This is a genomic window from Bradyrhizobium sp. CCGUVB1N3, assembly GCF_024199925.1.
Taxonomy (GTDB): Bacteria; Pseudomonadota; Alphaproteobacteria; order Rhizobiales; family Xanthobacteraceae; genus Bradyrhizobium.
On record NZ_JANADR010000001.1, the window covers coordinates 7,406,443 to 7,427,830 of the forward strand.

The following is a 21,388-nucleotide window of genomic DNA, read 5'->3' on the forward strand; positions in this document are numbered from 1 at the left end:
TTTCGGATCTTAATGCTCGGTGCGTCCGCGCTTTTCCGATGCTCGGATTTTAGTTGTGCTTTCTCTCGAAAAGACCGGAATGCGACGCCGTCGCGGGCGGACAATCCCGCGACGGCTTTCGGCGGAGGCCCGTCGGCAAACTCGCAGTTGCGTGCAGCACAGAAAGTGCACCGCAAGATACTGCTGCAGAATGTCGGGGGCCGCCGTTATCGCGCGCTTGGACTCCTGGTGAAGCAGAAGCGCCTTCCGAAGACCGCGTCGGTCCCCTGCATCGTCGGTGATGCGATCACAGAGATCAGCGCGGAAGAGGCTCAGCTCGCCGATATCGTTCATCGCGTCGCGCCTCATCCCATCGGGCCAGTTTCGTGCGCCCCAGACGTTGCGCGAACAAGGCTGTTCCGAGCGAGACATCGCGGCTAGCTTCTTCGTTTCCGTCGACATGGTCAAATAGCAGCTCCGGCTCGCGGCAGTCTGTCCGGCAGCGCGCTTTGCCGTGTTCGCGCGCGAGCTCGGCGTTTCCAGTGCTCGATGAGCTGCAGAGGCACGATCTCGTGTGCGTCCGCGCGCCGTGGCCCTGCCAGGGCGATCCGTTGTTGCAGCTTACGAACGCGATGCGCGAGGCCCGTATCGCCTGGTGGCCCGGCGTGAGGGCGGCCGCGTGACAAGAGCTGAGAGGGCCGCCGTGACGGGTTTGAGCCGGCCTGGTCCAGAGAGAGCGCCAGCCGGCTCGACCTGTTTCTGCTCTCCGAAAGAAATCCTGCCATGACCGAATCTCTCGCCGGCGGCGCTGTCGCCGTGCCGGTATCGATGCGTGCCGCTGCAAATATCACCTCCGCCGTCGTCAGGGCTGCGCGGCAGCTCTTGACGGACCTCGAACGCGACCGTCGTATCGATGTCGGTGTCCTGCGCAGCGCTATGAAGGCTGCCCTTGGTGCCTCGGATGCGGACGGCGCCTGGAACTGGAAGACCGCCTATGACACTTGCGAGGCGGCGACCGTTCTATTTGTTCGCAAGTTTGGTCCGGTCATGCGGTCCAAGCCTGGTTCGACGGTCGCGATGCTGCCCCTGCTCGCGAGAATCGCAAATTATCTGCAGATCCATACGCGGCGTTCCGAGGACTGTCAGGCGCTTCAGCTATTCTCGACCCCGATCCCGCTCGGGCTTGCGGCATGCACCGCAGCCGGCATTACGCCGGCTGACCGCATTTTGAAGCCCTCCGCGCCGACCGGTTTGCTCGCCACCTTCGCCGAAAAATTGCAGTCGATCCGCATTCCCGGATCGTGCGCACATCTGATCAAGCTCGTGCAATCCGCCGCGGTGGCGTCCGCCGCGTCACCGAAGCCGAACGACCGTCCGCACCGGCCGTCAAGTCTTATGGCCGATGGTGTTCTCTCGGACGCCCGGCTCGGCGCAGGCAAGGGGCCGCAGGTCGCCGGTATCCTGCTCGACAATTGGCTCAAGGGCCGCCGCCGGGCGGTCTGGATCAGCAAGCCTGCCGAGCTGATCGAAGATGCGCAGCGCGACTGGTCCGCGCCCGGCATGGCGTGGCTGCTTGTGAGACCGCTGTCGCGTTTCCGTCAGGACACCCCGATCCGGCTTTCGGAAGGCGTCCGATTTACCACCTACGCTACGCTGCCCACCGACGAACGCGACGAAATGCTTTCGCGTGTAACGCAGATCGTTGAATGGTTGGGCTCCGACTTCGACCGAATGATCGTCTTCGAGGAGAGCTACGCCAAGACCGTTTTCGAGCTCGCCGAAGATCTTCAGCTCCGCCGCGTACGAGTGATGGGTGTAAACCGCACTGAAGTCTCCGGGTTCAACGGCACGATGGGGGACCATCCCAAGTCCTACGGCCGTTTCCGCGAGATCATCTCCTGGAAGCTGCGCAGGTTCGTCCCGGCAGATGCGATCCGACCTGGGATCCGCGCCCAGATGCGGGAGCGCAATCCGCTTGGGCGGGTCGCTGAACGCGAGGCCGCGTGATGGGACGCCCGCTTTCCGAACTGGCACATCGTCTCGCGCGTGAGGCCGAGGCGGTGTGCCGCTATTATCTCTCCAACGGCCGGCGCCAAGGCCGCTACTGGATGGTTGGTGATGCCCGCAACACGCCGGGACGCTCGATGTTCGTGCGACTGATAGCCTCCCCCAGGGGGCCCGCCGGCAAATGGACCGACGCTGCAACCGGTGAGCATGGCGACCTGCTCGATATCATCCGCGAAAGCTGCGGGCTTGTTGATTTCCGTGAGGTTGCCGGGGAGGCACGGCGTTTTCTCAACTTGCCTCGTTCGGCCCCAGCGCCATCCTCGAAGGTTGCGCACAATAAAGCACTGGCGGTTTCGCCCGAGGCGGCCGTGCGCCTCTTCGCCATGTCGCAGCTGGCAGCCGGAACTCTCGCCGAGACCTATTTGCGTGGCCGGGGCATTGCCCCTTTCTGCATCGATAGTGAGCTGCGCTTCCACCCGCACTGTTACTACCGATCCGATGAGGATACCGAAACAGAGATCTGGCCGGCATTGATCGCTCGCGTTACGGATCTAAATGGTCGGATGACTGGCGTGCATCGCACCTGGCTTGATCCTCACGGCTTCGATCGCGTGCGCCTCGGAAAAGCGCCAATCGACACGCCCCGACGTGCCATGGGGGATCTGCTCGGTAACGCGGTCCGATTCGGTGCCGCCGATGAGGTGCTTACGGCGGGAGAGGGGATCGAGACGATGCTCTCGCTCCGCTGCGCGGCTCCGACGATGCCAATGGCTGCTGCGCTTTCTGCAAACCATCTTGCCGCCCTGCAGCTTCCGCTGGCGCTACGTCGCCTCTACATTGCACGCGATGCCGATGCCGCAGGCGATCTCGCGGTAGCGGCCCTGACGGAGCGCGCCATGCAGGCCGGTGTTGAGGCGATTGCCTTATCGCCGCGACTTTCAGACTTCAACGAGGACCTGCGAACGTTCGGCCTCGGCGCGCTGCGAGCGTCACTGCGCATCCAACTCGCGCCGCAGGATGTCGTTCGCTTCATGCGCCGGGGAACGGCCAGGTAACAGATGTTTGTTCTGCCGTCCTGACCGATCTGGTAAGGCCCATCCCCGACAGAGCCGCGCCGGCTTCAAAAAGGTGATCTCTGCGCCGCAGCCCAAAGCCCGTTCGCATCGTGGATTAGTCCAAGGCTGATAAAGCGGCACGCGCGGGAGTAAGTCGGTTCTGTTGCACAACCAAGGTCCAGCACTCATTCTTGAAGTGACCTTGCCTCAGCTGCTGCAAATTCTCTCGGAGTTGGCGAGGCGTACATCGGAACGGGTAGGGAATAGTGGAACTCGCGTCGTTGTTCCGGAATGGGAAGCTTTATTCTCGCTGGGCGGCAGATCGGACAGGGATCCGCCAATTGTCGGAAATCACTTGAACCGCACCTTACGTCAGGTTGTAGGCACGCTTGGAGACTTGCTCATGACCAACGACGCGTAGAGTTGAAATGCTTGATTTGTGCGCAGGAAGAGCCGCGTTCCATCAGTCCTCCATGAACGCGGAGGAGTATTCGAGCATCATCAGCGTGCTCGACGTTATCAACTGTCCGGCCATTTGGATGGATCGCAACGGCTCGGTGCTGGCTGTGAGCGCCAAGGCTTCAAAGCTGTTTGACGGCGAGCTCTTCGTGCGGGGGCGACGTCTTTACGTCACCGATTACCAATCGCGCATGAAATTGGAGGAGTTGCTGAATCGGGTCCGTTTGGCGTCCTGCTCGCAAGAGATTTTCGCTTCGCAAGTCGTAATCCATCGTTCGGATCGTCGACCGATCATTATCGAAGCCGTCTGGCAAGACTGGACCTGCAAAAGCTCGACTTGTGACACCGGCGCTCTTCTTCTCCTGACGGACCTGAATGAGACGCCTGTCATTTCTCAAATTTCTCTTATGGAGATATTCGGCTTGACTCGCGTTCAAGCGCATCTTGCACGACTCCTCGTCATGGGAAAATCGCTCAAGGAAATCGCCCGCGAAATGAACATTTCCGCGGGAACAGCTCGCAATCACCTCAAAGCCGTTTTTGTGCGGACCGCGACCAAGCGACAGGGCGAGTTGATCTCGCTGTTGTCCCGCCTTCGATAGTGCTGCGAATAATGGTGTGAGCAGCTTGCATCTTGGGCCGCCTTTATGAGAAATAGCCGACCGGATTTCGTTGTTGCAAGCGATCGCAACACGTACAGCCCACACGTAGCTATCCTGCTCGCTGTTAGGAATGGCGCACGTTTCCTGTGTGAACAACTCCAATCATATGCGGAGCAGACCCACCTAAACTGGTCCGTCCATGTCTCGGATGACGGATCCAGCGATAGAACCCGCGATATCATTCAGGACTTCGCGGGCGGCGTGCCGCAGGAGGTGACCCTGCGCTGTGGCCCTCGCACAGGAGCTGCGGCCAACTTCTTAAGTCTGTTGCGCGATGGCAAAATTGAGGCGGATTATTTCGCCTTCAGCGATCAGGATGACATTTGGTATGCCGAAAAGCTCGGCCGGGCGATCAACATGCTGCGCACTGTGCCGCGCGACCAGCCCGCACTCTACTGTTCGCGAACTGAACTGATTGATGAAGCAGGGCGCCATCTTGGATACTCGACCGCATTTAAACGTCCTCCGAGCTTTCGAAACGCGCTCGTCCAAAGTGTCGGCGGGGGAAACACTATGGTGTTCAATCCGCTTGCCGGCGATCTGCTCCGGCATGTGCCCGATGAGATCGTTGTCGCCCATGACTGGATGACTTATCTTACGGTCTCTGCAGCAGGCGGGATGATCTTCTATGATCAGACCCCTTCGGTGAGATATCGTCAGCATCGGGACAACTTGGTTGGGTCAAATCTGGGCTTTCAAGCCGCCGTTCATCGCGCGAAGAAGATCCTTGCGGGTCAGTGGCGAGGCTGGAATTCCCTCAATGTCAGGGCACTGACGCACCACCTATCACACCGCATGACAGAGGAGAACATGGGTGTTCTCGAGAGATTCGTTGAGATGCGCCTAGCGGAAAGCCTCCCGCGACGTTTGTGGAACTTGTGGCGGTCCGGAGTTTACCGGCAGACGCCGCTCGCAAATCTCGCAATGCTGGCGGCTGTGATCGCGAACAAGATTTGATGATCTGCTTCCGACGTGAGCTTAGGCGCTTGCAGCCAAATGTTGTTCGGCCATCACCTCGAAGCCGCCTCCCTCGTATCTGATCGGCCTGCCTACTCGCCTTCGTTTGCTAATCGTAGCGCTCACACGCTCCATGGTGAAGACTGCGGTCGTATTCAATACCATCGAAAGGAAGTCACATGACGGTCGAGATCCAGTCTCTTGCCATCGCGGAGGTGAAGCTCATCCGGTCACCGAAATTCGGCGATCATCGAGGCTTCTTTTCTGAGACCTGGAATAAGCGCGCCTTGCGGGAAGGTGGTCTTGATCTTGATTTCGTGCAGGATAACCACTCGTTCTCGGCTGCGACAGGCACCGTGCGAGGGCTACATTTTCAGATCCCACCGCGTGCGCAAGCAAAGCTTGTGCGTGTGGTACGCGGCGCCATCTTTGATGTTGCCGTCGATATACGCGACAACTCACCTACCTATGGTCAGCACGTGAATGCTATGATTTCGGCCGAGACAGGGAGCCAACTTCTGGTACCTGCAGGCTTCGCGCATGGCTTCATGACGCTCGAAGAGAATACGGAGGTCCTTTACAAGGTCACCGATTATTACGCTCCAGACTGCGATAGGGGCATTCTTTGGAGCGATCCCGACCTCGGGATCGAGTGGCCGCTACGCCGTGCGCGTGCAGTTCTTTCGGACAAGGACAGCCGGTATCCGCGCCTTAGGGACTTGACAAATGTAAGCTCCGAAGCGCGGGTTTGACATCAGCCCACCAGCCTTCGCTTTGGAACAACCAGCCAGGTACCTGCAGCGACAGCACAGTGCCTGGTCTGGTGTTGATTGGCCGTCGATCACCCCCTAGCATGGCGCATGTATGCTCGTGGCGTGAGCGTCATCTCAAATCCTAGCGAAGAGAGCACCTCTCAGCCTGACCGCTTGACTTCCGAGCCTACCGTGACCGGTCCCCGAGCACGTAGCCGCTACGATCTATCGGTACATCGACGCGACCAATTGAGCCCGGTCGCGGCATCTTCCAGGAACCGGCGTGTTGCGCGGGGCAACCGCCGATACATGTTAGTTCTAACCGACCAGGATGCATACAGTTTGGCGGGTTTGGCAGCGCCCAGCGGGCGACAGGCTGTCGACCGTCAGGGCAGCGACTTTCGGCGTTACGGCTGAGGCCATTCCTTATAGTCCAGCCAAAGATGATTGCTGAACCTTGCAGCAGAAGGCCTATCCCCGAGAGCGACCAAAAATTGCTCATGTCTTGGATGGAGTGACGCGGTTATTTGCCCTGCTCGTTCAGATGTGTGGGACCCGCGCAATAGAGTGCCCCCCGTTTCATGAGATCATCAACCGTTGCGATCTGCTCAGAGACTGTCTTCGCTGCTTCGTGGATCACCGCGCCTGCCTTCACGACGCACGAGCCCGGATCAGTCCTGTCAGACAGTGCCTGATACCGACACCTACATAGCCGATTATCGGATCGCGCAGCAAAGTGCCCATCGAACGAAACATCAAAGCATGTCGCTTCCTCAAGTGCGGCAGGATCGCTCCGATGTCGGTAAGGACACGGTTGATTGCCTCGCGGTCACCGCGGCGAACAGCCGTTACGTATTCGCCGTGCAGGTTTGCGTAGAACCGCGGCGCGATCAGGTCACGGACGAAATACCGATTCTGACGAGGATTGTCGGGAAAGGTCGTCGCAAGCTTGTATGCGTAGATCATACGGGACTTCGCCATGCGCGGGCTATACGATGTCGAGCCTGGATAGATACGCCATTTCGAAAGAGGTTCGTCAAGATAGACGTGATCGTATCCGGCGCGAAACAGCCGTAGAAACAGGTCATCGTCCTCATAACCGGATAGCCTTTCGTCGAATCCACCGACGGCCTCGAATGCTCGGCGCGAGATGAGTGAGGCTGATGGCAGGATGAACATGTCCCTGGCCAGACAGTCGATAATGCTTTGTTTCGGGTGTTGAGCGGGCACCCCATCCAAATAGCGCTTTGTGACCATTCCGCCGCTTTCATCGATTTCATCAAGGTTGCTGTAGACCCAGCCAAGCGGAATTCCGCGCTTCTTTTGGAATGGCTTGGACAGCCTCTCGAGGTGATGAGGATGCCAGACATCATCCTGATCAAGCAGGGCAATCAGACGACTTTTGGAGTGGGAGACGCCGAAATTTCGAGCAGACGATTGACCGCCGTTCGGCTTGCGAAGCAGCCTGATCTTCGGATGTACCATCGCCAGGCTCGCGACGATGGCCGCTCCATTATCGGTTGAGCCGTCGTCCACAACCAGAACCTCGCTTGGGGGAAGGGTCTGAGCCAGCACGCTCGCGACAGATTCTTTGATGAACGTGGCGCCATTGTACATCGGAATAATAGCCACGATCGAGAGATCATCGGACGCGCCCATGGGAACTCCTAGTTGTCAACCTGCAGTGAAGGGGATCTAATCTAACCTTGAATCTATCGCAATCCGGGTGCCGAACAAGTTGGCGACAGCGCTGTGCGGAAGTTGTATCGCCGATACAGATCGGCGCTCCCTCAACGACCAAGACACGTAGTCGTCCGACATACGCAAGCAGACCACCCCGACCGCGCCATCTGGGCGCTGGTGCATCCTGCGCCGCGCATTGTCGATCTCTCCTACGGCGATGTGCTGATCGCTGACGTGCATCAAAACGATCCGGTGTCGGATGTCGTCGCGCTCGCGCAGCTGGCGCCTCATCCCCAACGCATCTGCGTCGACAATCCGGCCCACGCGGGGCGAGGGAAGAGCGCGTCCCGAACAGACGCTAGCAAGTATCAAGTACCACGGGCACAGATCTCCGCGTATGCTTGTAGGACAGCCTCAATTTCACCAAACATCTGGATTTGACCGCGCTCCATCCAAATGGCTTTCGTGCACCACTGCCGACAAATTTCGAAGCTATGAGAAGCAAGCACCAGGATGCTGGCTCGTTCGACGAAGGAAGCTACACGGTGCTGCGCTTTGGCAAGAAAAGCTGCATCGCCAGCCATGATCCACTCATCCATCAATAGGATTTCCGGCGAGAAACAGGTTGCCACGGCGAACGTCAATCGCGTCATCATACCCGATGAATAGGTGCGTACCGGGATGCTCAGATAGTCACCGAGCCCGGTAAAATCGCCAATGTCCGCCATGTGCGATTCTATCTGGCTCGAGCTTAGCCCAAGCAGCATGCCCCGCAGCCGGATATTGTCATATCCGCTCAAGTCAGCATCGATTCCCAAGGCGATATCAAACAGAGGTGAAATTCGGCCACGGGACGTCACGTTCCCGCTTGTCGGTTGGTAGACTCCGGCCATTGCTCGAAGCAAGGTTGTCTTACCGGCCCCGTTAGTTCCGATGAGAGCGATGCGATCACCGGCGGTCAACTGGAAAGACACGTTTCTGAGCGCCTCAACGACGATCCGATGGCTGGCATCTGTTGCAAGCTGGCCGCCTGTGCCACGAAACAACAGATGCTTCTTGAGTGAGCGCGAACCTGTTTGGTAGATCGGAAAGGAAACGCTTACATCGTCAAACGCAAGCAGAGGCGTCCGGTCAGAGGCTGATGTAACCATCTTTAAATCCAATACGCGATTCGGCCGCGGAAGCGCGAAAGCAGATAGACTGATACGCTGATGTTGAGGATGGTGATCAATACGACTGCACAGTAGTTTTCCGTTGAAGGCATCTCTCCCAGGAGCGGCGCGCGCGCCACCTGCAGCAGATGAAAGAACGGATTGAATCGGGTGATAAAGGCGTGTCCCCTCAGTGCGTCCGGCCGCCAAAAGATCGGTGTGAGAAAGAACAGAATTTGGACGAGCGAATTGATGACTTGCGGAATGTCGCGAAATCTCGCGGAGACCATTCCAATTGTCAGGCTTGCAAAGATCCCATTCACGACAATGGCCAAGAGGCCAACGATCGCTAAAAGCGCAACCGATCCGGGCCAAATTCCGAAATAAATAACAACGCCCAAATATACGATGAAATTGTGTGCAAAAATGATCAGCTTGGTCCAGTTGAAACGAAAAACATAGACCGAGAAAGGCAGGCTAATTTGCTTGATGTAGCACTCAGAGCCGGTGAACAGCGTCCCGCTCTCAGTCAAATAACTCGCCATCAACGTCCAGACCAACATGCCGGAACAGAAAAACGGAATAAATCGGTCGACTTCCTGCTGAAAGAGCTCCGCATATACCACGCCCAAAGCGATGACCATGACGCCCATGCTGGCGGTCAACCAAAACGGGCCCAGAACGGAGCGCCGATACCGCTGGACGATCTCGTTCCAGCCCAAGGACCCCCAGAGCCTCCAATGGGTCAGACCATCCAGGAAATCCAAGCGGGCACTCTTGAAGCCTCGCGCGGTAGTCGTTGCCGGGAGGCGGACGTGCTGACTTCGATCAACAGACAATGGATGCATCGGCTTGCTCGGTTACTTCGCGGCGTGCTGAGTTTGTCTCAAGTTTGCAAAGACTTGAGGTCTGAAGCCGGTTGCATCAATCATGCAGTCGGTCCGCGGCGGTGGATCCGGATGCGATGCGCGCTTGAACTGGGGTCTCTTTGCTGAAGGGCTGCCCAATCACCGAATGATCACGCGCCGCTAGTTGATCTTGCCACGGCTTCCGGCGTCGCGGAGGAAACGCGAGTTCAAAGGATGTTGTCGCGTCATTGACGAGATTGTCGTTGTGAAAGGGATCGCGCGACAGCTCCAAGCTCCATGTTTTGAGCATATGGGCGGCCTCGGCTCGCACATCTTTCGAATTGTCTATGTGCGCGTCGGAGTTTTCGCGCCCGGATTGATGATGATAGAGCTCCGCATGCGGGGTCCAGATGTTCCGGTACCCGCAGCGTCTGACCTTCAGACAGAGGTCAACGTCATTGAACGTAACGGGCAGGTTGATGTCATCCAGTCCGCCGACCTGTTCGTACACCGATCTTCGTACAAGAAGACAGGCTCCAGCTACGGCGGAGACTTCGGAAACCAGCGCGTTCCGACCGAAATACCCGGCCGCATTTCGGCGCAATCGATCATTGAACGGATTGGCAATACCGGGCAAGGCGAGCGCCAACCCGCCATGTCGAACACGACCATCCGAATGGACCAGCTTGGCCCCAACTGCACCCACATCGTCTCGAACGGCCCATGAGACCATTTCGGAAAGCCAACCCGGATTGATGACCTCGATATCATCACTCAACAAACCGAGTATTGCTCCGTTTGCCTGACGGGCCGCCATATTGACCATTGCAGAATAGTTGAACGCCCCCCTGTAGGTGAGGGTACGAACGTGGGGATCGCCGCTGAGCTTTTGAAGCAGCGATTGGCGTTCCGTGGATCGGCTTTCGTGTTCGACCACAAGAAGCTCGACGTTGGGATAGTCGGTCTGCTCAAGGACATCTCTTGCGCGAGCGGCAGGCAAGCCTGTTCCGACGAGCATTGGGACGATGAGTGTGACGGTCGGCGCAGTTGTTGGAGGCTTTCGGCGAACACGCACCCAACGCGGCAAAACGGGGTGTGATTCCGCGACGGCGTTCTCACGACCTCTCTGCAGGTGCTCGTCGATGGCCCGTCGAGCCGCTTGAGCGCACCGCGCGGGTGTTGCTTCGGAGAACGACCTCGCTCCAAAATCGCGACGCCAGTGATAAAGCACAGTTGGAATGTGGTGAATTCGATCAGGGGAGCTGGATTCAACACATCGCAGTGCGAGATCGTAGTCCTGACTACCTTCAAAGCCCAATCGAAATCCGCCAACACTCTCCAGGAGAGAGCGCCGATAGACTCCCAAATGACTAATGAGGTTGTGGCCCAAGAACAGTTCTTTGTTCCAGTCCGTCTTAAAATAGGGTGTTTGACGGCGACCTCGCCGATCGATCTGATCTTCATCGCTGTATATGATGTCGAGATCGGAGCGGTCATTGAGCGCCACGACAACTTCATAGAGGGCGTGGGAAGCCAGGACGTCGTCGTGATCCATCAAGGCGACAAACTCGCCTTGAACGAGCGATAGCGCAGAATTGGAGGCGGCCGAGATGTTGCCGTTAACGGCTCGCCTGACCAGCTTGATTCGAGGATCTCTCGTCGACTCTTCCAACAAGGCTCGTACATGCCGATCTGGCGATGCATCGTCGGCAATGCACAGCTCCCAGTTAGGGTACAATTGCTCGCGAACGCTTTCAATTGCCGCACGGAGAGCCCAGGTCGGTGGGTTATAAACCGGCATAACGACGGACAATAGCGGCTTGTGTCGTAAGAGCTCTACATGGCGACGGATTGCGTCAACATCTGACGGGGTTAGCGTGTCATATTGTTGAACCCACTTCTGGTATTGTCGCGTTTGCTGTTGGTTCGTAGTCTTGAATAGACGTTTGAGCGGCGAGCGCATCCAGTTCGGCAAGCGCTGCGCGCGCGACCTCAAATAGTCGAGGTGCTCATTTGAAGCGAGTTTGTGGAACACTTTCTTGCAGTCTCTCTATGCTGACCCAATGTTCCAATGTCAGCTATGGCCATCGGCAACGCCAACGATGTATCGCGCGTAGTCACCTTTTCCTAACGTTCCGGCAAGCCGGATCAGTTGGTCGCGATCAATGAATCCCTGTCCGAAGGCGATCTCCTCTGGGCACGCAATTCTGAATCCCTGACGTCGCTCGAGCACGGAAACAAACTCCGCCGCGGTGAGCAGGCTGTCGGGCGTTCCGGCGTCAAGCCAGGTGAAGCCGCGACTCATGTGCTCGACAGTAAGCTGCTCCCGATCGAGGTAAGCCCTATTCAGATCGGTGATCTCGAGCTCGCCCCGAGCCGACGCCCGTATGCCGGCTGCCAGATGGACAACCTGCGGGTCGTAAAAATAAAGTCCTGTCACGGCAAAGTTGGACTTTGGTTGTCTTGGCTTCTCCTCAAGGGAACTGGCCTTGCCGCTCTCATCAAAAGTGATGACGCCGTAACGCTCCGGATCCGAGACCTGATAGGCGAACACGGTGGCGCCGATTGTGCGTGCACGTGCGTTCGCAAGCAGCGCAGGAAGACCGTGCCCAAAGAAGATATTGTCGCCTAGGATAAGCGCTGAATTGTGCCCTTCGACAAACGTCGCACCAATAATAAAGGCTTGCGCCAACCCCTCAGGCTTTGGCTGCGCCTTGTATGACAGTGACATCCCCCATTGAGTGCCATCTCCAAGAAGGGACTGGAACAACGGCAGATCGTGGGGCGTCGCTATAATTAAAATGTCTCGAATACCTGCGAGCATCAGGGTTGTAAGGGGGTAGTAGATCATTGGCTTGTCGTAGACCGGCAGAAGCTGCTTGGATGTCACTGCCGTCATTGGATAAAGGCGAGTACCGTTCCCACCGGCAAGGATGATTCCCTTCATAGTCCTTTCTCCTCATGCGAAATGCGATCCAAGCAGGCCGAGATGGATGATGGTGTCGGTGGCAAGCTGATCTCGAAAAGTGAGCGCAATCGTTCTGTGGACAGCTGTGAATTGGCTGGCCGTAAGGCCGCAGTCGGATATTCAGCGGACGAAATGGGTTCGACTGCGGCCGAGGGACCCGCTCGTTTCGCGCTTTCGCTAAAAATCAGACCGGCAAATTGATGCCACGTCATAGCTTCTAACCCGGCGAGGTGGGTAACCCCGCTATATTGCTGCTGCCAATGTCTCAACCTTCTGGCGATTGAGACGATCGAGGCGGCGATGTCGGGCGCATAGGTCGGGCAGCCCCGTTGATCGTCCACCACGCGAACGCACTCTCGTTCCGCGCCGACCTTCAGCATCGTGCGAAGGAAATTGTGCCCGAACGGCGCATAAATCCAAGATGTCCGCAAGATCACGTGGCGAGGATTGGCGGCGGCGACAGCAAGTTCGCCCTCCAGTTTGGAGCGTCCATAAGCGCCTTGCGGATTGGGTTGGTCCGTCTCTACGTAAGGGCCCGGCTTTTTGCCGTCGAAAACGTAATCAGTGGAGAGATGAATGATAGTCGCACCAATCGCGTTTGCCGCTTTCGCGACTTCGCCGGCCGCGTCGCGGTTTATGGCATAGGCTTGATCGGGTTCCGTCTCCGCCCGATCAACAGCTGTGTAGGCAGCTGGATTGATCACGATATCCGGCCTGAACGACGTAATTGCTCTGGCCACGGATTGGGGCCGCGCGAGATCGAGCTCGGGCCGGCTCGCAAAACCAATCACCAAGTCGCTCACGAACGCAGCCAACTCTCTGAGGGACCTCGATACTTGTCCCTTCGTCCCGATCACGTAGAGGCGCACGATGTCCTCATTCTCTTACAAGACCGAGGCGTTCACCGGCATATGTCTTCTCTCTTAGAGGCTGCCACCAATGTTGGTTTGACAGGTACCAACGGACCGTCTTCGCCAGTCCGCTCTCAAACGTTTCTTGGGCCCGCCAACCCAACTCATTTTCGAGTTTCGAGGCGTCGATAGCATAGCGGCGGTCGTGACCCGGCCGGTCCGGCACGAATTGGATGAGCTCGTGATGTGACCGATCAGTTGGACGCAGGAGGTCCATCCACGAGCAAACCTGGCGCACCACATCGATGTTCTGGCGTTCATTTCTTCCGCCGATATTGTACGTCTCGCCCGGTCGTCCGCCCTTCAAAATAAGGCCAAGCGCGCGCGCATGGTCTTCAACGTGGAGCCAATCGCGAACATTCGAGCCAGTCCCGTATACGGGAAGCGGCTGGCGATCCAAGGCATTGAGGATCATCAACGGGATGAGCTTTTCCGGGAAGTGATAAGGGCCGTAGTTGTTCGAGCAATTCGAAACGATCACCGGCAAGCCGTACGTTCGATACCAGGCCTTCGCGAGATGATCTGATGCGGCCTTGGTCGCAGAGTAAGGAGAGCTTGGATCGTATGGCGCAGCTTCAGTGAATAGTCCGTGCTCTCCGAGCGAACCATAGACTTCATCAGTCGAGACGTGGACAAAGCGAAAGTCTGGCACTTCTTGAGATAAGACGTGTCGCCGGGCAGCTTCGAGCAAGGCGAAGGTCCCGATCACATTGGTCTGCACGAAGACATCAGACCCTGAAATCGATCGATCAACGTGGCTCTCAGCGGCCAAGTGAACCACGCCGTCGGGGCGATATTTCGCAAACAGAGCGTCGACGGCCTCCTCGTCACAGATGTCCCGCTGCTCAAAATGATAGCGCGGATTGTTGGCAATCGGTGCCAATGACGCCAAGTTCCCCGCATAGGTGAGTTTGTCCACCACGACCACTTCGTAGCCGAGCTCTAAAACGAAATGACGGCAAACCGCCGACCCGATAAAGCCGGCGCCACCCGATACGAGAATGCGCATTCAATTGCTCAAGCTTCGGCAGCTGAAAGGCGGGATCATGCCAGCCCGTCTTGTCTGCCATTGTCCTTTGACACCGGGAACCGCTCCGCGGCATCCTGCAATCGACCTCGAAAGCGGGATCATCTCGAGCAACGGCGCGATCGCACCGAAGTGATGAGTTCGTCGGTTAGCTTGCATATCCCGGCCGTCGGTATCGATGTCCGTACCCATGCGGGAAGCTTTGAGGGAGCGCCAGTCCCATTTGAGATAGGCGGGTTTGTTATTGTCACGACACAGCGTTCGCCCAGGATCGGCTACTCGGCCTATCGGAAACAGTTCGTCAGCCGAGGTGAAGCGTGAAGTCTGCGCGGCCCAAGGTCTACGCTATGTAGGTGTGTCTCAAACGCGCCACGATCATGAACGGCTTAAGGCGAGCCGCGTGCGCCTTTCGTGCTCTTGGCTATCATCTCGGTTGCTCCTCTGCCGTGAATCACGTGGAACAGCGGTTCTTGCCGGTACGCTAGCAATGGTGGGCTGGCCAACATCACCGCAGCGCGCGTTCGCCCGAAATGGACTCGAAATAGGACCGCTCAATGCAAAAGGCGCTTGCTCATTGAAGGCGCCCTGATTGTTGCGCGAGGGGGGCCGAGGCACGACGTGCCCTGGGCTTCACAGGGTGACTGATGTTCAACGGATTATATTTGTGAACTGGTTGAGCTTACGCCCCTCGCGAGAGGAACCGCGGCAGGTGGATGCCATCCCAAATGGGACGCGCGGGGCGTTTATTCCACTGCTATGTGCCGAGCTGGGAGTCCTAGACCAGCGTGTGGCCTCGCTGCGCCGATCGAGGGCAATCCCGTTGAGCGATTGGCAGGAGCGGGCAGCTGGAAGCGCCGACGTCCATGACCTGAGAATGACGCCACCTGCGCGCTCTTGGAAAAGGGCCTCACGTTTGCTTGACATCGCGGGCTCGACAGCAGGGCTGGCAAAGACAAGGAAGGCCGTCAGCTCGTGGATTTGCCCTCACGAAATCTCACTGGATCATCTTCCGCACCTCATCGACACAGAAAGAGCCTTTCCTTTCTGAGTTTCCTGCTTTTCTGAGTTTCCTGCTTGGGAAATCGTGCAACAGCTAGCCGGAATTTGGCGGTGACAGAAATTGAAACCGCCTGTTTCGCGCTTCCTTCCAGGGAAACAGGGTCGAACCAATTGCGACATGGCGATCGATCCGCTTCATAAGCCTCAGCGCGACCGCAGTCGGCCGCAATGGGGCACGGGTACTCTACATGCAGATAATGTCAGCTGTTCTACTTTGTTCTCGGCGATTTGTGACCGAGGCATCGCTCGCCTGCACAACGTGGAGCGGCCCAGAGGTCGGCCGTGCGGACAGCCTGAGGTTGCGGAATGTGGACATCGTCGTACTTGCGCTTGTGGCCGGACTACCCTGGTCGACGAGCCTAACCAGCATACTTGGAATCGTACTCATCTTTGGCATTTTGACAACGGTCCGCACCGAGCGGATGCTCGCAACTATCAGTCATCCCGCCGGCGCGCTGCCGCTCGCGCTCGTATTGCTAGCGGCGATAGGGGTAACCTGGGCAAGCGGAGTGCCTTGGCCGGAGCGGCTCAGTGCTTTGGGAAAAATGACCAAGCTACTGTTGCTCCCGCTCCTGTTGTTCCATTTCCAATCCAGTCCGCGCGCCAAATGGATGTTCGCAACCTTCGTAGGCTCGAACATGGTTCTGCTGGTCTACTCCTTCGTTGCATCGGCAGTGCCGGAATTGGCGATTGTTCAAAGAGTGGGTGGCCACGGCGTTCCCGTGAGAAATTACATTGACCAAAGCCAAGGGTTTTCGCTTGTTGCGGTGGCGTTGGCAGGCCTGGCATTCGAGGCTGCGTCTCAGCAGAAGCATTATCGGGTTGCGGCTCTGGGTGCGGTCAGTCTCCTATTCTTTGCCAACCTTGCCTTCATCAACGTTGCCCGAACGGCGTTCTTCTATTTGCCGATACTGCTGGTCCTCCTGACAATACGTTACTCAAGCCGAAAAACTGCGTCGGTGGGGTTTATCGGAGTCTGCATCTTATGCGGGGCATTGTGGCAGACATCTCCCAATCTCCAACGAAAAGTCTCTGCCATTTTTATAGAGGTGGCTGCATTCCAGCCAGATGCCGAGTTCGGAGAGAAAGAGCCTTCGGCAGCTGAAAGGCTCGAATTTTGGCGCAAGTCGTTTCAGTTCATTGAAAGAGTTCCGGTCCTGGGTCATGGGACTGGTTCGATCCGACGCCTTTTCGAGCAAGAATCGATTGGGCGAACTGGAATATCGGCCCTGGTTGTGAGCAATCCTCACAATCAGACGCTGGCTGCCGCGGTGCAATGGGGCAGCGTTGGAATCCTCCTCGTCTGGGCAATGTGGATAGCGCACCTACGGCTGTTCTGCAGCACGGCCCTGGTCGCCTGGATCGGAATGCTTGCGACAGTGCAGAATATCGCAAGCTCGATTTTCAATTCGCACCTGATGGACGCGTACGAAGGCTGGCTTTACGTATTGGTGGTCGGGATTGCGGGCGGAGAATTGTTGCGGATTGAGAGTCGTAAGCCGGCCCCTTTGGATTCCGCCATCGCGCTAGGTTCGCGCAATGTCGAGTAGGCAAAATCTATCCGCATCCGCGTCACGTCCAAGTATCTTTACGATTTCTGGGACGCTCCGGCGTGCTACCTGTTCATTTCAAGAATGCTCTGGCGGAACGCTCTTCAAGATGGCCATCGGTCAAGTGTGCTTAAGCCCTGCACCTCCAGTTTACTCTGCAGGATGTCGCGCGCTCCGTATGCCCAGCTGCAATCAAGGCGCGCTGAATGCGATCCTTCGATTGGCCATGCTGACGCCCGTCAGCTTCTCAAAGGCTGACCGCTTCCAACGCCGTCTTGGAGGTCGACGGAATTGGAAACGCTAAAAGGCCGAAACTCGAGTTGAGACATCGGCCTAGCCGTCGCTCTTGAAGGTCTGCTGCCTTGCATGCGACGGACCAGCCCATGCCGGCTCTCAACCAATGCTCTCCCCCTCGGCCAAGTGTGCTTCAAACAGCTACCGCTCTTGCAGCTACCGCTCTGGGCCCCGGTTACCACTCATTGATCCAGATTCGCATTTCGCCTTCGCCACGGTTGGCCCAGCTGAACCACGGAATGAATGTCAACCGCTGCGGTTGCCGCTGTCCAGGCACCTCGTCGTAGTGATAAAGCGGTGCTTCCTCAGAGAGCATATGCTGCAAACGGAACCCCTCGGCCTGCAGCAAAATCTTGCGGGCAAAGAGGCCCTTGCCTTCAACAAGCGAAAACCGGCTGTCTGCATCCAGCCAAATATTGTGTAGCTCCGGCCCATTGTCGGCTTCTTCCAGACAGTAAACCAGAGGACCACGCTGAATAGCCACTTTGCCGGCCAAATGGCGAAGTTGCGGATGACCGTACACGCGGCGCGCTTTCATGGGCAGCAGCAATTCGACGCGATCGCCTGGCCGCCACGTGCGCTGAATGTGCAAATACCCTTTGCGCGACTCGCAATTGACCGGTTCGCCGTTCAGCCTGGCCTCTGGCGCGCCGCACCAGTCCGGCAGGCGCAGGGCGAGGGTATGGGTGATGGGCTGCTCGGATTCCACGGCGATCTCCACCTGGTCCTCCCAGGGATAGTTCCCGCTGATGCGCAGGCGCAGCGTATGCTCTCCGACTGGTAGCGCCAAGCTATTGCCAATGTAAAGATTGACATAGAGCGCGTCGGAGCGTGGCGTATAGATGTAGTGACCAATTGATGTGAAAAGGCGCGCGATGTTCGGCGGACAGCAGGCGCACCCGAACCAGGGCTGGCGTACCGGCGTGACATGACTGTAGATGCGATTGGACCGCAGCGATTTGGGGTGAACTTCAAGCGGATTGACATAGAAGAAATGACGTCCATCCAACGCAATGCTGCCCAGAACGGTGTTATAGAGCGCACGCTCCATCACATCGGCATAGCGACCGTCCGCCTCCATCTCCAGCATCCGGCGGGCGAACATCATCAGACCAATCGAGGCGCAGCTTTCCGAATACATGGTATCGTTCGGCAGATCGTAGTCGCTGCTGAATGCTTCGCCTGTGCTTTGCGAGCCGATACCGCCGGTAATATAGATCTGCCGCTGCACCATGTTTTGCCATAGCCGGCGGCAAGCTTGGCGTAGCTGCTCGTTCTGGTTCAAACGTGCCAGATGGGCAACCCCAGTCATGAGGTACACAAACCGAACCGCGTGACCTGTTGCAGTCCGCTGCTCCGAGACCGGCAGGTGCGCCTGACTATAGGCTTTATCTTTGACCACCCAAGGCGTTGCAAGTGATTTCCGGTGACCGGAACGCTTCTCATATTCTATGTCATAGAAGTGCGGCTCGGTGCCGCGTTGCTCGACGAAATAATTCGCGAGTGTGAGATATCGGCGCTCCTGCGTCACTTCGTAGAGGCGCGTCAATGCAAGTTCGATTTCTGGATGGGCATCATAGCCCTGTAGTAACTGATAGCGCTCCGGGCCAAAAACCACAGCGATGTGGTCAGCCAGCCTGCAAGCGACGTCCAGCAGGCGCCGTTTGCCAGTCGCACGAAAGAAAGCGATACCCGCTTCGATCAAGTGGCCGGCGCAGTAAAGCTCGTGGCATTCACTGAGATTGCTCCAGCGCTCCCCCGGCGCTTTTACCGTGAAATAAGTGTTGAGATAACCATCGCCGCACTGGGCGGCCGCAATCAGGTCAATCAGGTCATCGGCGGTTTTCTCCAGTTCTGGATTGGGTGTTTGGCACAGGGACCAGGCGACCGCTTCCAGCCATTTCGCCACGTCACTGTCCTGAAAAACCGTGCCGTAGAACTCGCCCTTTGCTCGGTTGGCGGCGATCCGGAAGTTTTCAATCGCATGGCTCGGTGGGACTTCGGCAATACGATCGTTCAGCGCCTCCCACTGATGAGGAATCGTCACCTCCCTCACCAATTGCTGGTATTTTCCAATGAGCGGATCGGTGATCCGTAAGTCATGGAGATTTACTTCCGTAACCATCGGACCATCCATCTCGCTCTCCTTCGTGTCGGGTGCACGGGCGCATAGCTCACGAAAGCCCACGCCAGATCTCATCGCCATGATTGCCGGGTGCGAATTGGCGGCCCCAGCACGTTCTGCATGCTGTGGTCAGCTCACGCGCCTTCCGCGTCGTCCAAATTCCGGCGTGACGAGAAATTGAAGCGTCCCGTCGGGCATGTCATCTGAGTGAACGCACCCTCTTCAAATAGAATGGGACGTTCTATGACGCTCGACGCGAACGACATTGTCGATCTTCCTACATCACGCTGACCAGCACGCTATCAAGACAGCAATTTCTGTGCCGGGAACGGGCGCAGATCGTTCGTCCGAAACTAACATGCCCTCGACCTGGTGCGGGTTCAACGCGGATTCTGCGCCCCACGCTCGGCCCAGAGGCTGTATCAACAGACCGTAGCGCCTTGCGATCTCCTTCGCGTGACAGCGCCAAGGCCGCCTCGGCCATGCCGATTTTTTCGCGAGCAAGCGTCACGCCGCCCTCAGCCGTTGGGCGCCTACCAGCCGGTGATGACGCGATCAAAGAGTTGTCTTTTGCGTTCAGGGAGCCAGGACGCCGCCCTGTGGTGTGCCAGTGCACGTGCGTCCACTGACCCAATCTTCCTTGTAGCCCACTTCGGCTCATACTCCGGGCGCGTTGCAGCCGCTTCGCGGAGTCGACGACGGGGTGCGCATGAGAAGTGTGGCGACCGCGTCACTCACCGGCCGAAAGGCTCGTCAGCCTCTCGACAGCTAGTCCATGTAGGCACCGTGATTCGGATTGACTTCGGACAGGAATGTTAGTGTGCCCCCAGTTAATTTCGTCCATCCAGATTCTTGGCAAGCGTGGGATGCCATGTTTCAAGAGCAAGAGGTGGAACGGGACAGGCCCGAAAGCTTCGAGCAGCACTTGCACGGGACGCTCCGAGCCGACGCTCTCGTTTCTGGAGGGGCTTCCCCTCAAGACCGATATTGGCCGCATCTATCTGACAAAGATCGTCGCTACATCGAGGGCGCGGCACAGGAGTTTGCGCGCCTGGGGCTGCGACCGGGGACCGTTACTAATTATGCTCGAGCACTTCGTAGATTGGGGAATCATCTCGGGGAACAGGGCCAAACGATTCTTGGAGTCGAGCACGGTTTTTTAGTCGCTCACGCCGAAAAGGCTTTCCCGCGTGACCCGCAAATGGTTCTCGCGCTAAACGCCCTTCGGGCGTATCGCGATCCCGGTGCTCCAAATAGGAAACGTCCACGTAACGAAATCTCTGTGGAAGATGCGAGGCTCATCGACGAGGCGGTCCGGGCTGATGCTACTTGCCGGAATCTGAAGCCAAGAACAAGCGAGGGTTACGCTATGGCTCTTTGCCGCTTGGGAATGCATCTCAAGGAGCAGGGCCATACGATCGCTGGAGCCGATGGCGACTTCCTGGTCGCCCACGTTAAAAAGTGTTTCCCGCGTGACGCGGAAATGGGTACCGCGTTGAACGCGCTTCGGAAGTATCGCGACCCCGGTGCTCCAGTTAACCAGCGCCCAGTTATGGAAGTCTCTGAGGAAGACGCGCGTCTCATCGACAGCGCGATCCTGGCCGCTACTCCGCGCCGGGGATGGAAACCGAGCACCGTCGAAGTGTATGTTAGGAGCTTGCGCAAGCTCGCGGACTCTCTCGGGCCTCAGCAAACGATAACTGCAATCGATCACAACTCTCTAGTCGCTCACGTCAATAAGTCATTCCCGAATAGCTGGACGATGAAGACGGCGTTGGTAGCCCTTCGTGAGTATCGTGAGCCCAAAATTTTACCTGATCTCGGGCCCCGAGGTCGTCGCCCCTCCGGGGAAGGCGGGCATGTTACCGATGATGTGGCCCGTTCCAGCGGGCGCCCAACAG

At 57.6% G+C, this 21,388-nt stretch carries 13 protein-coding genes and 2 pseudogenes; 7 read left to right on the forward strand and 8 right to left on the reverse strand.

Annotated features, from left to right (window positions below; genetic code table 11):
• Positions 1-195 precede the first annotated feature (195 nt).
• The 6 genes and pseudogenes from NLM33_RS35340 to rfbC all read left to right on the forward strand — a co-directional run.
• A pseudogene (locus tag NLM33_RS35340) lies at positions 196-448 on the forward strand (DNA-binding protein); the annotation flags it as partial.
• Positions 449-762: 314 nt separating this feature from the next.
• Positions 763-1,737, forward strand: a pseudogene (locus NLM33_RS35345) (strawberry notch-like NTP hydrolase domain-containing protein); the annotation flags it as partial.
• A gap of 248 nt (positions 1,738-1,985) precedes the next feature.
• Entirely contained in the window at positions 1,986-3,041 is a 1,056-nt protein-coding gene (locus NLM33_RS35350) for a toprim domain-containing protein (protein WP_254103106.1), read from the forward strand.
• 473 nt (positions 3,042-3,514) lie between these two features.
• A complete protein-coding gene (locus NLM33_RS35355) occupies positions 3,515-4,102 on the forward strand; it encodes a LuxR C-terminal-related transcriptional regulator (protein WP_254103107.1) in 588 nt (195 codons plus the stop codon).
• Between the two features lie 45 nt (positions 4,103-4,147).
• A complete protein-coding gene (locus tag NLM33_RS35360; protein WP_254103108.1) occupies positions 4,148-5,119 on the forward strand; it encodes a glycosyltransferase family 2 protein in 972 nt (323 codons plus the stop codon).
• A gap of 179 nt (positions 5,120-5,298) precedes the next feature.
• The gene (rfbC, locus tag NLM33_RS35365; protein ID WP_254103109.1) at positions 5,299-5,871 is read left to right on the forward strand and encodes a dTDP-4-dehydrorhamnose 3,5-epimerase; all 573 of its coding nucleotides are present in this window, start codon (positions 5,299-5,301) and stop codon (positions 5,869-5,871) included.
• A gap of 651 nt (positions 5,872-6,522) precedes the next feature.
• Here rfbC and NLM33_RS35370 read toward each other — a convergent pair.
• From NLM33_RS35370 to rfbB, 7 genes are all read right to left on the reverse strand, one after another.
• A complete protein-coding gene (locus NLM33_RS35370; protein WP_254103110.1) occupies positions 6,523-7,530 on the reverse strand; it encodes a glycosyltransferase family A protein in 1,008 nt (335 codons plus the stop codon).
• Positions 7,531-7,922: 392 nt separating this feature from the next.
• Positions 7,923-8,705 (reverse strand): ABC transporter ATP-binding protein, encoded by a 783-nt coding sequence (locus tag NLM33_RS35375; protein ID WP_254103111.1) that lies wholly within the window; start codon positions 8,703-8,705, stop codon positions 7,923-7,925.
• A gap of 2 nt (positions 8,706-8,707) precedes the next feature.
• Positions 8,708-9,472 (reverse strand): ABC transporter permease, encoded by a 765-nt coding sequence (locus tag NLM33_RS35380; protein WP_254103112.1) that lies wholly within the window; start codon positions 9,470-9,472, stop codon positions 8,708-8,710.
• 157 nt (positions 9,473-9,629) lie between these two features.
• Complete coding sequence (locus tag NLM33_RS35385) at positions 9,630-11,588, reverse strand: glycosyltransferase (protein ID WP_254103113.1); 1,959 nt, start codon at positions 11,586-11,588, stop codon at positions 9,630-9,632.
• 39 nt (positions 11,589-11,627) lie between these two features.
• Complete coding sequence (gene rfbA, locus NLM33_RS35390; RefSeq protein ID WP_254103114.1) at positions 11,628-12,500, reverse strand: glucose-1-phosphate thymidylyltransferase RfbA; 873 nt, start codon at positions 12,498-12,500, stop codon at positions 11,628-11,630.
• The gene (rfbD, locus tag NLM33_RS35395) at positions 12,497-13,390 is read right to left on the reverse strand and encodes a dTDP-4-dehydrorhamnose reductase (RefSeq protein WP_254103115.1); all 894 of its coding nucleotides are present in this window, start codon (positions 13,388-13,390) and stop codon (positions 12,497-12,499) included. The genes rfbA and rfbD overlap by 4 nt, the downstream gene beginning before the upstream one ends.
• 7 nt (positions 13,391-13,397) lie before the next feature.
• Positions 13,398-14,441: a dTDP-glucose 4,6-dehydratase gene (gene rfbB / locus NLM33_RS35400; RefSeq protein ID WP_254103116.1), complete on the reverse strand. Its 1,044-nt coding sequence runs from the start codon at positions 14,439-14,441 to the stop codon at positions 13,398-13,400.
• Between the two features lie 1,385 nt (positions 14,442-15,826).
• On the opposite strand from rfbB, the gene NLM33_RS35405 reads away from it, so the two are divergent.
• Complete coding sequence (locus tag NLM33_RS35405; protein WP_254103117.1) at positions 15,827-17,068, forward strand: O-antigen ligase; 1,242 nt, start codon at positions 15,827-15,829, stop codon at positions 17,066-17,068.
• A gap of 469 nt (positions 17,069-17,537) precedes the next feature.
• Here NLM33_RS35405 and NLM33_RS35410 read toward each other — a convergent pair whose 3' ends face one another.
• Positions 17,538-19,499: a glycoside hydrolase family 127 protein gene (locus NLM33_RS35410; RefSeq protein WP_254103118.1), complete on the reverse strand. Its 1,962-nt coding sequence runs from the start codon at positions 19,497-19,499 to the stop codon at positions 17,538-17,540.
• Between the last annotated feature and the right edge of the window lie 1,889 nt (positions 19,500-21,388).

Coding starts and splice junctions, on each gene's coding strand:
- NLM33_RS35350 (WP_254103106.1), top strand. CDS start 1,986: ATGGGACGCCCGCTTTCCGAACTGGCACATCGTCTCGCGCGTGAGGCC.
- NLM33_RS35355 (WP_254103107.1), top strand. CDS start 3,515: ATGAACGCGGAGGAGTATTCGAGCATCATCAGCGTGCTCGACGTTATC.
- NLM33_RS35360 (WP_254103108.1), top strand. CDS start 4,148: ATGAGAAATAGCCGACCGGATTTCGTTGTTGCAAGCGATCGCAACACG.
- rfbC (WP_254103109.1), top strand. CDS start 5,299: ATGACGGTCGAGATCCAGTCTCTTGCCATCGCGGAGGTGAAGCTCATC.
- NLM33_RS35370 (WP_254103110.1), bottom strand. CDS start 7,530: ATGGGCGCGTCCGATGATCTCTCGATCGTGGCTATTATTCCGATGTAC.
- NLM33_RS35375 (WP_254103111.1), bottom strand. CDS start 8,705: ATGGTTACATCAGCCTCTGACCGGACGCCTCTGCTTGCGTTTGACGAT.
- rfbA (WP_254103114.1), bottom strand. CDS start 12,500: ATGAAGGGAATCATCCTTGCCGGTGGGAACGGTACTCGCCTTTATCCA.
- rfbB (WP_254103116.1), bottom strand. CDS start 14,441: ATGCGCATTCTCGTATCGGGTGGCGCCGGCTTTATCGGGTCGGCGGTT.
- NLM33_RS35410 (WP_254103118.1), bottom strand. CDS start 19,499: ATGGATGGTCCGATGGTTACGGAAGTAAATCTCCATGACTTACGGATC.